Raw genomic sequence first — 14451 nt, 5'->3', positions numbered from 1 at the left:
AGCGTAATGACCGGCTCAATACCATTTTTCAATAATTCATCAAATAAATCATCGTAAAATTGAAGTCCAGCTTCATTCGGCTCAGCTTCGTCGCCTTTCGGGAAAATACGCGTCCAGTTGATAGATGTACGTAAACTGTTCAATCCCATTTCAGCGAACAACGCCACATCTTCTTTATAACGATTGTAAAAATCAATGGCTTCGTGATTCGGATAAAATTTACCTTCTTCAACCGTTTTGGTAATTTCGCGTGGCTTACCAGCTGCACCAGCCGTCATTACATCAGCGACACTAGGTCCTTTACCATCTTGATTCCAGCCACCTTCGAATTGGTGGGCTGCTAGTGCTCCGCCCCATAAGAAATCTTTTGGAAATTTAGACATTTTTATTACCTCCTATTTTTTGATTGTTAAGATTGTGCCTGTTGCTTCTTTTGATTGAGAAACCAATACATCTGTGTATTCATTGGTATTCGTTACAATGACTGGTGTGACAGTCGGCAGATCAGCTGCTTCGATTTGATTGATATCAAATTCTACAAGCAGATCACCTTTCTCAATCGATTGCTCTGCTTCAATATGAACGGTAAAGGGTCTTCCTTCTAATTCAACGGTTTCCAGTCCAATATGGATCAACACTTCGACACCATCGTCAGAAGTCAAACCAATAGCATGCTTAGTACCAGCTATAAATGTTACTTTACCATTAAATGGTGCTGTCACTCTACCTTCTGCAGGTTTAATCGCTACTCCTTTACCCATTGCTCCTGATGAAAACACAGGATCGGGTACTTCAACTAACGGTACAAGCATTCCTTTGATTGGAGTTTGAATGTCAATTTCTGAAGAATTATCTACTGTTGTAGCAGTTTGGGTGTTGCCTTCAACGTCAGTTTCTGTCGTAGTCGATGGTGCATCAGCAACTTCTTCTACAGCGTCATCCCCATAACCAAAGATTTGAACCAATATAATTGGCAAGATAAGAGCGATGACCGTTCCAGCCAGTACTCCCCAGAAAGAAGAAGGATGATCAGCGCTGTATGTGTTGATGATGGTTAGCGGTCCCGGTAATCCTGTATACACAAATGAGAAAGAATTAAAGAAACTAGTCACCAACGAAGCGACTGCCCCAGTAACGATTCCAATAATAAATGGTTTCTTGAAACGCAAGTTAACCCCGTAAATGGCAGGTTCAGTAATTCCAAATAAACCAGTAATAGCAGCAGATAAACTGACACTGCGGACTTCTTTTTTCTTTGTTTTTAAGAAAACGGCTAAAGCAGCTCCCACTTGAGAGATGACCGCAATCGTTTGATACACTTGGAAAGTGTCCATGCCATACTGTTCATGGTTAGCCAGAATGACCGGTGTGATTCCCCAGTGAACGCCCAGCAGTACAAACAACTGCCATGCTCCACCAATAATGATACCAGCTAAGGCTGGGAAAGAAACCGCTAAAGCTGTATAACCTGCTGCAACTATATTTGCTCCAGCTGCAGACAGCGGTCCAATCACAATAATGGTTAACGGAACCGCAATAAAAATACTGAATAATGGCGTAAACAAGCGTGTTACGGCCTCTGGTAAAATACGTTCTAAAAAACGTTCCAAATAGGATAATAACCATACCAGCAATATAGCTGGGATGACCGTTGAAGTATAAACGGTTTCACTTAACGGCATACCGAAGAAAGAGATGGCTTCTCCTGCACCTGCACGTTGAGCCAATTCTGAAAAACCTGGCGCTACCAAGGCAGCGTTTGCAAAAATTGCCGTATACGTATTTGTTTTAAAATGTTTAGAAGCTGTTACCGCAATAAAAATCGGTAAGAAAGTAAATGGCGACCAAGAGACCACATCAAAAACTTGATAAGTGCCTGTTTCTACAATGCTTGGCCAAATCTGAGACAAAATGATCAAAGCCCCTTGAATCGTTCCGGCAGCTGCTAGTACATAAATAAATGGCGCAAATACAGCTGACATCGTCGCGATGATTCGGCTAAAGATATTGCCTTTCTTCGTATCTTCTGTCGCTTCTTTCTTCTCTCCTCCAGTTAGTTCGCTAAATTCATTGTAAACTTTATCTAATGTATTTCCAATAACGATTTGGAATTGTCCACCTTTACGAACTACATCAATAACTCCTGGTAGTTTTTTGACAGATTGAACCATCTCGTCGTCTTCTTCTTTCAATACCAACCGTAAGCGTGTGGCACAGTGAGTCGAATTGGAAATGTTTTTGTCTCCACCAATCTCTTCCAAAATCCGCTCAGCTAAATCGCGGTTTTTATTTTCTTTCATGTTTTTCCTCCTTTTCACTTAAAAAGTGTATGGGTATAATTTATTCCTGTGACTACATCATAAATTATACCCATACACTTTGTCAATACCCTTACAATTTAAAATATGCTATAATTCTAAATAAAGGAGCCAAAGTGATGAACAAATACCATGAAGTCGCCAACAAAATTAATATTTACATTCAAGAAAACAATTTAACACGAGGTCATAAATTGCCTACTCTCACTGAATTAGAAAGTACATATAATGTCGGTAAAAATACTATTATTAAAGCATTGGAAGTTTTAGAGACAAATGGTGTGATTTACCAAGTAAGAGGCAGCGGTACGTATGTCCGGGGTCGTCACCGTAAAGGTTTTGTAAATTTAACGGATGTTCAAGGATTCCAAAATATTTTTAGAGAATTCAATTTGTCTTCTGAAGTCATTGAATTAAAAGAAATCGAAGCACCTTCAAATATCACAGAAATACTTGAACTCACAGACCAAGAAACGATCTATTACGTTAAACGCGTCCGTTACATCGAATCGCGTCCCTTTTGTGTTGAAGAATCCTATTACCTCAAAACGGTCGTCCCATATTTAAATAAAGAAATTGCCAGCCAATCTATATTCAACTATTTAACGGAAGACTTAAAAATAAACATCCGTTTTTCAGATTTATTTATGCGCATCGGAAAATTAAATCAAGAAGAAGCAACATATTTACAGTTGGAAACACACGACCCTTCTTTAACGATCGAAAGCATCTATTATTTAAACAGTGGTCGTCCATTTAATTATTCCAATATCAAATACCATTACGAAGAAGCTCAATTCTTTGTGCAAGGGAATAATTTTTAAGTTAGATTTGAACTATCAATATAAACAAATACTTTTCTAAAGGAGACAGACTAAATGTCAGAAGAACTCACTCAAGAAATGCTCGATGAGCTATATGGCCACATCATCGTTTTGCATAAACCGGTCTTTTCTTTTACGAAATGCCTAACGACTTATTCAAAAGAAGATATGATCGCACTAGCTACTGACCTTCGTTATAAAGTGCGCCGCAGTAAAACAAAAACCGTTATTGCCGAAGATTTCTTCAAAGAACTATCTCTTAAAAGCCAGCATCGATTATCTTTTCAACCAAAAGAAACCATTCAACTCTTAAAAGAACTGATGAATGGTCCGAAAGAAATTGATCTCATACCTTTCTCTCGCAAAAATCCGGACTTATTTGATTTACTTTATTTTCGTTGGGTATTCTTATTTTATTACGAAGATACTTATACCCTAGTACTGCCAAACGAGACCAAAGAAATGCTGCAAAGTTTTATTGATGATCCTGATTTTAGAGAAGAAAATAAAAGAAAAAGCCTACTCCGTGACCATGCAGAGGCTTTTATGAACCTGTACGGTGCTTTTGAAACAGACTTTTTCTTAAAAGTGTGGCGTCAACACAATAAACAATACCCATTAGAACTTAATGGATTATTGTTTGAATTAATTGGGTTAGCTTGGTTTAATGAGCGACTAAGGTTTACAGATAGCTTAGAATATATTTTTGATAACTCTTTTTTAGATGAAAATGATGTACCTGTTTTCTTATCGAGTTCTTCACACCACGATTATTACCAACCTACAAAAGCTGATATTAACTATTTTGCTAACCATGAATTTGACGAGCGAACTGCTCAATACAAAAAAATGAGTCGATTTTTCGCTAAAAAGTTGAATTCACAAAAACTTAAAGATGTCATGGATCTGATTATGATTTATATTAAACTGGATTTAGACATGCAGGGTCTATTGGGAGAACTAAACAGTCAATTTGGCATTGTTTTTGATAGTGCGAAAGACGTAGAAGAATTTAGCTACCTATATTTAAACTTAAACAACCATTCACGCAAATTGTCTAACAAAGGCCATACACCAAGAGAACTAACTAAAAGCCATAATACATTATCATCTGTTCCTAATAATGTTGTTCCTTTTACGAATAAGAACACTGGAAAGCAAGAACCTATCCAAGTAAAAAAAATTGGCCGAAATGAGCCTTGTCCTTGTGGTAGTGGTAAGAAATACAAACATTGTCACGGAAAGTAACTATTAACAAAAAGCCAACAAGCAATTTTCTGCTTGTTGGCTTTTTATCTACTTCTTTTTTGCTTGATTTATTTGTTAGACTTATTACGTAAAGCTAAAAAAACATACATTTCTAAACAAACCTACTTCTTGAATTTACAGATACTGAAAGGACATCAAACAAATTATCAAGTTTTTTGGAGCTTCTCTTAATTTAATCTGTTTTTATCTCTTTTGTAACGGTAAAATCTCTTCTTCAATCAAGTCAGCAAATTGTTCTCTAACTTCTTTCCAATAAGTTAATCTTTTTACCGGTTTTTCTGAGTTCTCTTTATAGGTTTCATAATCACTCGTCCGTTTCAATTCATGTTCCCCATTTTGACGTGGTTTTGATGGATTATAGTTTTCTACTACATATTGAAATTCATTTGATTTCAATCCCATTTTATTGGAAAATTCTTTTACTAGCGATTGAGTAGTATCTTGAATCATGTCTTCCAACAATGTCGAAACTTGTGCTCCCCGATAATTGTCAGGGTTCTCTTGAATATCTTTCCAAAGTTTTTTCATCAATTCTCCTAGTTTTGGATTTCCTCTGCCTAAATCACTAATGTACGAGTCCACTTCATTTGAGTTTTGCTTAAACTCTTTAACTTTTGAACTGTCATTATCATTAGGAACAAATGCTTGGATTAATATCAAAATATACTCATAGTTGATTTCGTCCGTTCTAACAGACTCCAATTCATATTCTATGTCTATTTCAATTTTTTCCGGATCATCAATATCAACTGGAGGAGTTTTTAAAATCTCTATAACATTTACATATTTCCCATGATATTCTTCAATTTCTTCATCTGTTAAGCCATATTTGTCTTCCAATAATTCTGGTTCAAATTCAGAATAGACTTTTATTGCGGACAAAGAACGGTCAAAAACTTGAAAGGCCTTGGCAAATTTCTTCATTTTCGCAACATTTGTATCGTCTACTTCTTCAGGAGTCTCTGCTAGCATTCGTAATTCGTGCACAGAGTCTTGAAAGACTTTTTTTGCTTCTTCCCATGTCGGAGCTAATACCTCATTCTCACCTCCATTTGAATAAAGTATTAAAGCCTTGGTTACTTTTTCTTCAAATGTTTTTGGTGTTTGAAAAGTTACTACCTGTCCGTAATGTTTTGCGTTATCAAACAAACGATTTGTCCTAGAAAAAGCTTGAATGATGTCATGCGGTTTCATTGGCGGACGATCGATAAATAGCGTAGATAAACTTGGAGCATCAAATCCCGTTAATAAACGGTCTACGACAATAACAAGATCTAGTTGTTCATTTCGAAATTTATATTTCTCTTGCTTTCTTGCTAGTCGATCATTTACATTTCTGTTGTAAGCCTTCATTTCTGTCAAAGAATAATTTGTATGAAACATTTCGTTATAGTCTTTAATCGATGCTGCCATCTTTTTTTGATTTTCTTCAGAAGCTTCCTCATTTTCAGAAATAGAATAAGTAATGGCTATTTTCGGAAAATCAGGTAATACACTCTTTGTGCGTTTCCCTATCTTTACGCTTGTTTGTTCATTTATAACTTTTTTAAATAAGTCATAATATTTTTGAGCTTGCGAAATAGAAGATGTTGTTAAAATGGCATTATTCGTATTTCCCACCCCATTGGGAAAACCTAATTTAGAGCGTGATTTATTAACAATCGAATGGATTACTTCAAGCATGTGTTCCTCATCTTCATATACTTCTTTAGGAATCAAAGTTTCTTTTTCTTGACTAGTCATTGTAGAAAGTTCTACTTTTGGATTTAGTTGTTTCAGCATCATGTCTAATTCATATTCAGAGAAAGTACTTTTATATTCGACTTGAAAACCTAAAACAGCTTTATCATGAATGGCCTCTTTAACAGTATATTCATGTAACCGATTACCATATAACTCTTCTGTTGTACGAGCCAAGTCACCTAGAGCGGCTCTTGCGTTTTCTGCAAAAATGGGTGTTCCTGTAAAGCCGTACCACAATGAACGACGGAAAAAGCGCTCAATCTCTTGTTTCTTTTGAGGAGAAACAGCTCTGTGGCACTCATCTACTACAAAAGCCATTTTCACTTGAGTAAGCTTTTTGTATTTAGTTGATTCTTCTTTGCCTTCGTACCGTTTCATTACGTGATTTAACTTTTGAATTGTAGTGACGACAACTGTTCTTTCTTTAGACAATAATTTATTAACCAATTCAGTTACATTATCTGTTTCATCAATGTCAATCACATCATGTTCTGCATAAGAAGAAAAAGACGCTGTCGTTTGTTGATCTAAATCTACTCTGTCAACAATAAATATTGTCTTATCTAAAGACGGAATCTGCAATAAGTTACGTGCCACTTTATATGAAGTCAACGTCTTACCAGATCCTGTTGTATGCCAAACGTAACCTGATTCCTGTCTTCTTGAAGCGGCCTTCACAGCTTCAATGGCATGAATTTGATAGGGTCTCAACAAAATTAACCCTTTACGTTTGCTGTCAATAACGGTGTATTGAGTGACCATCTTATGTGCTTGGGGAATAGACAATACTTGTTGTGCAAATTCAAGATAATTGGTTACTGGTTGATTCGTACCATCTACCCATTTAGCTAGAAAAGGTTCTTTTAAGTTAGTATCTGTTGCTGCAGCAATGTAACGAGTGTCACTACCGTTAGAAATCACAAACATTTGCAATGCTGAGAAAACACCTGTAAATTTTCCTTGCACTAAGTACTTTTTAATTTGTCTGAAAGCATCCATATAAGAATGCGCTCTATTTTTTAATTCTATATGTATCATTGGTAAACCATTAATAAGTAAAGTGACGTCAAATCTACGTTCTCTATCATCAGATTCTTGCTTAAAACTGATAAATTGATTGATTACTTCATATGAAGACATCCCACCAGCAATATCTGCTCGATTCAGCACTTTTAAGCGGATTGTTCCAAGTGACGCATCTTCTCTTTGTACTTGTACTTTAGCAATTCCATTCTCCCCAGAAAGCCACTTAGCTGCATCATAAAAGTTCGCGAAGTTCAATTGATTTTGTATTTGACGAAATTCTTGTGCTGTTAAATTCACTTCATTTAACACGTCTTTATTATTGTTTTCCAACTTATCTTTAAAATTCTTCCATAACTTCTCTTCTGTGTTTAAATCTTTTCGATATGTCCATTGAGAAACCCCGTTAGTTAATTGATTAATTAAATTTCTTTCTAACTCTGATTCTGTTGTGAATTTATTTCCCATCGTTTACTCACCCCACAAAAATTATCTATTATGTATTCTTATTATTTAGTATAACACGCGAAATTACAATGGTCGGTATTAATTTTGAAGATTGGGAACAGCGTAAGTTAGAAACGTTAGTAAATAGAGTTAAGTCATATTCTTTATCTCGAGATGTCGAAACGATAGAACATTCGGAGTACAGGTATGTTCATTATGGTGATATCCATACAAAAGTAGCTGACGTGATAGATGAATCAAGTTTACTACCCAGTATTAAGCCAGGAAATTATGAATTACTTTGTAAGCACGATTTAATTCTAGCTGATGCATCTGAGGATTACCAAGGAATAGCCTCGCCTGCTGTAGTCACTATATCTCTACCCTATAATCTCGTAGCAGGTTTGCATACTATTGCACTACGACCTATATCAGTCGATTCAATGTATTTGTATTATATATTTAACTCAAGAAATTTTCGAAAGCATGGATATAGAGTGGGAACAGGAATGAAAGTGTTCGGTATTAGTGTATCGAATGTTTTAAATTTTGTAGGAAGATTTCCTTCAATAGATGAACAGCAGAAAGTTGGAAAGTTCTTAAAAAAAATTGACGACACTATCGCTCTTCATCAGGATAAGTTAGACAAGTTAAAACAACTGAAGAAAGGCTATCTACAGGTAATATTTTCTCAAAAAGGAGAAAACACACCTAGGTTGCGATTCGCTAATTTTTCTTCGGCCTGGGAGCAGCGTAAAGCAAAAGAATTATTCCAGCCGATCGTCGAAAAAGGCCAGCCTGAATTACCTCTTTTATCAGTTACTCAAGATTCAGGGGTTGTGTATCGTGATCAGGTCGGCATTGATATTAAATATGATTCAGCAACCTTGAAAAATTATAAAGTAATTCATCCTGGAAATTTTGTAATTAGTCTCCGTTCTTTTCAAGGTGGATTTGAAATATCTGATAAGCACGGTATTACAAGTCCTGCATATACTATATTTGTTCCTAAATATCTTAATGAACAGGATAGTTTATTTTGGAAAGTGCAATTTAAAACTTTTAAATTTATAGAATCACTTAAAACCGTTACTTTTGGAATTCGTGATGGAAAATCAATTAGTTTTTCAGAATTTGGAGATTTGAAGTTATTACATCCTTCTAACGTGAAAGAACAACAAATAATTGGGAACTTCTTCGAACAACTAGACGAAATTATCACATTTCATCAAAGAAAAATTTCAACTCTTCAAGAAATAAAAAAAACTTATCTTCAAAAAATGTTCGTTTAACTATACAAAAATATAAAACCTCCTAATAATAGAACTGATGATATTTTCATCAAAAAAATATTAGGAGGTTTTACTATGGTAAGAAGAAAAAAGTCAGAACAATTGTTATATGTCTATTTTGATGAATGGATTCATTTATATAAGGCCGATGCTGTCCAATCAGTTACTCTATCAAAATATTATATGTCTTTACAAAATGTAGCTGAATTAGCCCCTAATTTAAGATTGAAAAATTTAAGTAGACAAGAATACCAAAAGTTACTAAATGAATATGCTTTAACTCACGAAAAACAAACAACAATGGATTTCCATCATCAACTAAAAGGGGCTATTTTAGATGCAGTAGATGAAGGTATAATAGAAGTAAACCCAACTAGAAAAATAATTATTAAAGGGAAGAAACCTGCTGAGAAGAAACCCAAATTTATAAACCAATTTGAAGTACAAGCACTACTAAAACAACTAAGTTTAACAGAAGAAGTCAATTGGGATTGGTATATTCTTTTAGTCACAAAAACTGGCCTCCGCTTTTCTGAAGCTTTAGCACTAACACCAAATGATTTTGATTTTTCAAAACAACAAATAATTGTCAATAAGACTTGGAACTATAAAAATGTAAATGGAGGTTTTCAACCAACAAAAAATAAATCATCTATAAGAAAAGTACAAATTGATTGGCAAACTGCTATGCAATTTTCTCAATTGATTAAAAATATAGCTCCAAATCAACCTATATTTATAAAGAGCCGAGTATTTAACTCTACAATAAATAATCGTTTAAAAGCTCTTTGTCTAAAAGCCAATATTCCAATTATCACTATACACGGACTACGCCACACACATGCCTCACTTTTATTGTTTGCTGGAGTAACAATTGCGAGTGTTGCTAGTCGTTTAGGTCACTCTAACATGACAACTACCCAAGAAACCTACTTGCATATTATTCAAGAATTAGAAAATCAGGATAATGATAAATTAATAAGACACTTGGCTACTTTGTTTTAGAATAATTATTGAAATAAAAAATCACAAAGTCAGATAATTTATTGGTTCTGACTTTGTGGTTTATTTAACTATTTAAACAAATAATTTTTGTAAATAAACTTTTTTCAATTGTTTTAGTTTTTCTGTTTTATTATGTTGGAGAGTGATAGTGTGGTCGAGTTGTTTGAAGAAATTTCCAATTTGAATCTGTACTTCCACTACAGGGTATGTTAAATCAATTTTTTTTAAATCAGAATTATGCAAATGTACAACTGATTTCCCTTGAGCTTTCTTACTTAGTTCTTTTTGTTGTTTTCCATTTGAAATATTTAATGCTAGAAAAGTAGAATTAATATCGCTAATGGTTTTAATTATATTCAAATCTCCACCAAGCAGAATACCAGCTGTAGCAACAACTGAAGCTCTGGCAATGTCCTCAGATGATTCCCCAGAAGAAGGGACAATAACTTCATCACCTTCACTTAATACAGATTTTTCCTTCATGTTTACAAATGTATCAACACGTTCAATAATAGTTTGATATTTAGTATATAAACGACCATATAGGATAATAGGTGTGCCTTCTTCAACCAAATCACTTTTAGTATATCCCGAACCTTTAGAAAAAGTAGCTAAATCCTCCAACTTACGCTTTTCCCAATCTGAAGAAAAATTAGCGAATCGTAAACGAGGTGTTTTTTCGTCATTTTGAGGGAATATAATCTGTAAATATCCATTTCTCAACTGATTTAGCTTCTCTAACTTATCCTGATGAAGAGCGATAGTGTCATCTAACTGACCTAAAAAGTTAGCTATTGAAGCTTGTTCTTTAGTAGATGGAACTCTAAAGTTAAATGAACGTATTTTACTTAATGATAAAAACTTCTGTGTTCCTCCTGCCATTTCATTTTCAATATATTTATCAAAAATAGGAGATTTCAGTAGTTGAATTAGAAATCGATTTAACACATTTTTTTGTTCCTTAATCAAAGCAACATTCTTAATTGCAAAATCGTCTCTTTCTATTAGGACAGGATTACCTATTGTTCCAATCATACCAAATAAAATATCACCTCTATCTACTTTAGACCTTTGATTAATTGCTTCAAAATCCTTATGAGAAATCAAAGAAACATCTGTCATATCTAAGCCATAATCTTTTAAGTTTTTAGAAGTAATCAAAGGATAGCCACTATCAAAATATTTAGGAGAATCATGGGTTCCATCACGAACGTCATTTTCCACTCCCAACTTACGCTGTTCCCAATCCTGATTAAACCCTTTAAACCGGATATCGGGAGTCATTTTCTTACTCATTTAGAAACACCGCCTTTGTTGCCTCAATGATGTCTCTAGATTCGTTTGTGACAGCTAATTCATCCAGCATAGCTATGAATTCATTTTCTGCTTTACGAATTTCTTTATTCAGTTCGACAATCTCTTGTCCAAGAGCAACCATATTAATTGGTTCTTCTTCCTCGAAAGTGTCAACGTAGCGAGGAATATTCAAATTAAAATCATTCTCTACAATTTCATCAAACGATGCTACATAAGAAAATTTTTCTTTATTTTCTCGTTTGATGTAAGCATCTAATATGACATCAATATGCTCATCTGTCATATTATTTTGATTCTTCCCTTTGTCAAATCCTTTAGAAGCGTCAATAAACAATACATCTTTTGTAGAGCGTTTTTTCTTCAAGATGATTACGGTTGTAGGTATTGAAGTATTAAAGAATATATTTGCTGGTAAGCCAATCACTGTATCAATTGAACCATTCTCTAACATTTTTTGGCGAATCTTACCTTCAGAATTTCCTCTAAACAGCACACCATGAGGGAGGACAATGGACATGACGCCAGTATCTTTTAAATGGTAAAAACCGTGTAGCAGAAATGAAAAGTCAGCCTTAGATTTTGGTGCTAGCACTCCATATTGTGAAAAACGTGGATCATCTAGAAAACCTTTATCTGCACCCCATTTGGCAGAATATGGTGGATTCATCAGTACTCCATCAAAGTTTGTCGGTTCTTCAGTCGGCCAATCTTAATCTAAAGTGTCAGCATTATGTAAGTGCTGGTGCTCTATTGGAACGCCATGAAGAATCATATTCATACGTGCCAAGTTATATGTTGATGTATTTAATTCTTGACCAAAGTAAGAGATCGTTCCTGGTTCATTCGAATATTTTTTTACGTTTAGTAATAGTGAACCTGAACCCATGGTAGCATCATATACTGAGAGACCTTTCTGATCTTCTTTACCATACAAGACAATTTGAGTCATTAGTTTTGCTACTGGCTGAGGTGTATAAAACTCTCCTGCTTTTTTACCAGAATCTGAGGCAAATTGCCCGATTAAGTACTCATAAGCATCTCCTAAAACATCTCCAGCATGACCGGCCATATTTAATGAAGATAATTCTTGCATGACTTGAGCAATAGTTTGGTTTTGCTTTTGTGGTGTAGCTCCTAGTTTTTTTGAATATAGATCAACGTCTTCAAACATATTCTCAAATGTTTCACTAGATTGTTCAATATCACGAAATCCTTGCGCTAAATCCTCTAATTGAAAACGTCCATCGTTAATAGCGTTAACCAATGCAGTAAAAGTAATATCCGGCTTGATAGTGTAAGAAAATTCATCTTGCAAAGCAAATAGTAAATCTTCTTTAATATCTTCGTCTTTATAGGCTTCTTTATAAAGGCTTTGCGCAACTTGTAAATCATTTGTTTTTTCATCTAATAGGACAGATGAATAATAAAGCATTTTATCAGATAAATATTTATAAAAAACTAATCCTAATAAATAACTTTTGTATTCATTTGCATCCATTTTTGATCTTAGTATATCCGCTGAGTTCCATAAAACTTGATACAGCGTTTTTGTATTATTTTCACTCATTCTTATGTATCTCCCTAATATTTCATTATTGATCGCTCTTTAACTAAAGTGCTCACGCTGATTTCCATCATAAGCACAATTATTTCTATTATAACAAAAATACGAACAACTGTTTACTTTTTTTCTATAATAAATAAAAGTAGTAACAAAACTAGTCATATAATGGTTAGTTTTGCTACTACTTTATTACTTCAAATGCAGTGTTAGTCGCACCATAACTCTACATTGAATCCCATTCTCAATAATCTCATCCGGGTAGTGTTTAATAAAAAAGTCACTATCTACTCCTGTAATTCTGAACCCACACTTTTGATACAAGGCTAATTGACCTAAACTAGAATTCCCTGTCCCTACTTCGATTGTTTTATAACCTCTTTGTACAGCTTGCTTAACAGTACCCTGTACTAACTTCTTTATAAAATTGAGTCTATAATTTTTAGTGTTGATAGATGAATCAAACTATTCACCAAAAATTTCTGAAGGAATAGGGTTGCTTGTAGCCCTGTATAGGATTCAATGAGAATTATAAACCGTTAACGCTTCAGCGATTACGGTTTATTTGAAGCTTGAAAGTCTGTAAGACTACAGGCTTACAGGCGGTCCCATGGCTCCACAAGCAAACCCGTCCATTCCAGAAGAAATTTTATTTTGAAGCATCCACACCATTTGTCATACAGCCATAAAATCTACCTAAAAAAAAGGTAAGTCACTATAGCATAGCGACTCACCTTTTTATTAAACTATAAGTTATCTATCAGAAAATTATTTAGATACTTTAGATTCAAGACCTTCAGCTTTTAAGAATTCACTAAATGGTACCAATTCTTCAGCTTCATATTTTTCTTTGTAAGCTTTAATTTCTTCTGCACTATACAATTTAGAATCTAATTTCAATGTTTCCACTGGAATTGGACGTTCTTTTGTAATTTTAGCATCGATTACTACTGTTTTACCTTCTTTATAAGCTTTAACAGCATCAGCCATTACTTGATCCATGTCTTCAATACGGCTTACTGTGAAACCAACCGCACCTTGTGCATCTCCAATTTTAGCATAGTCTACATCAGTAAATTCAGTACCAAAAGTATTTTTGTTTGTATCTTCATATTTGTTCTTGATGAATCCATATTCAGTGTTTGTGAATACTACATTGATAACAGGCATGTTGTAACGTACGTTAGTAACAACATCTGGGTAGTTCATTGAAAACGCACCATCACCCATTAAGTTAAATGCTTGACGATCAGGATATACGTTCTTAGCAGCAATACCACCAGGAAGTGCAATACCCATAGAAGCAAACAATGGAGAAGTTCTCCACATATTCTTAGGAGTCATGTGTAAGTGACGAATAGATGTTTGAGTTGAGTTACCAACATCAATTGAGTAAATTGCATCTTCGTCAGCATGTTTGTTGATAGCATTGTATACTTGATAAAGTTGTAACGGACCATTTTCTTTTGTTTCCAACTTAGTCATGTAGTCACGCCAGTTTTGAATATTTTTCAAGTTAGCATTCCACCATGCTGATTCTTCAACAGGTGCTACTTTTTCAAGTAATGAATGAACAGCTTCACCAGCATCTCCAAGAATAGCAACATCTGCATTATGGCGTTTACCAAGCATTGTTGGGTTGTTATCAATTT

At 34.4% G+C, this 14451-nt stretch carries 8 protein-coding genes and 2 pseudogenes; 4 read left to right on the top strand and 6 right to left on the bottom strand.

What is annotated here, in order from left to right; translation table 11 throughout:
- Positions 1-383 (bottom strand): family 1 glycosylhydrolase (locus ABS911_RS04670; RefSeq protein ID WP_350466541.1); only part of this gene is annotated, 383 nt, incomplete at its 3' end.
- Between the two features lie 12 nt (positions 384-395).
- Positions 396-2300 (bottom strand): beta-glucoside-specific PTS transporter subunit IIABC, encoded by a 1905-nt coding sequence (locus ABS911_RS04665; protein WP_350466540.1) that lies wholly within the window; start codon positions 2298-2300, stop codon positions 396-398.
- 137 nt (positions 2301-2437) lie between these two features.
- Here ABS911_RS04665 and ABS911_RS04660 point away from each other — a divergent pair, with 137 nt between their 5' ends.
- A complete protein-coding gene (locus tag ABS911_RS04660; RefSeq protein ID WP_350466539.1) occupies positions 2438-3142 on the top strand; it encodes a GntR family transcriptional regulator in 705 nt (234 codons plus the stop codon).
- A gap of 1140 nt (positions 3143-4282) precedes the next feature.
- Positions 4283-4390: pseudogene (locus tag ABS911_RS15375) on the top strand (SEC-C metal-binding domain-containing protein); the annotation flags it as partial.
- Between the two features lie 204 nt (positions 4391-4594).
- On the opposite strand, the gene ABS911_RS04650 reads toward ABS911_RS15375, so the two are convergent.
- Positions 4595-7645, bottom strand: coding sequence for a type I restriction endonuclease subunit R (locus ABS911_RS04650; RefSeq protein WP_350466537.1), 3051 nt, complete (start codon positions 7643-7645; stop codon positions 4595-4597).
- 68 nt (positions 7646-7713) lie between these two features.
- Between ABS911_RS04650 and ABS911_RS04645 the strand changes: the two genes are divergently transcribed.
- The gene (locus ABS911_RS04645; protein ID WP_350466536.1) at positions 7714-8916 is read left to right on the top strand and encodes a restriction endonuclease subunit S; all 1203 of its coding nucleotides are present in this window, start codon (positions 7714-7716) and stop codon (positions 8914-8916) included.
- 75 nt (positions 8917-8991) lie between these two features.
- Positions 8992-9921, top strand: coding sequence for a site-specific integrase (locus ABS911_RS04640; RefSeq protein ID WP_350466535.1), 930 nt, complete (start codon positions 8992-8994; stop codon positions 9919-9921).
- A gap of 72 nt (positions 9922-9993) precedes the next feature.
- On the opposite strand, the gene ABS911_RS04635 is transcribed toward ABS911_RS04640, so the two are convergent.
- From ABS911_RS04635 to ABS911_RS04625, 3 genes and pseudogenes are all read right to left on the bottom strand, one after another.
- Positions 9994-11205, bottom strand: coding sequence for a restriction endonuclease subunit S (locus ABS911_RS04635; protein WP_350466544.1), 1212 nt, complete (start codon positions 11203-11205; stop codon positions 9994-9996).
- 4 nt (positions 11206-11209) lie between these two features.
- Positions 11210-12805 (bottom strand): annotated as a pseudogene (locus ABS911_RS04630) (type I restriction-modification system subunit M).
- Positions 12806-13567: 762 nt separating this feature from the next.
- Positions 13568-14451: thiamine pyrophosphate-dependent enzyme (locus tag ABS911_RS04625; protein ID WP_350466534.1), on the bottom strand; the 884-nt coding region annotated here is incomplete at its 5' end.

Source organism: Carnobacterium sp. (assembly GCF_040274425.1).
This window is presented reverse-complemented; position numbering and strand designations above follow the sequence as displayed.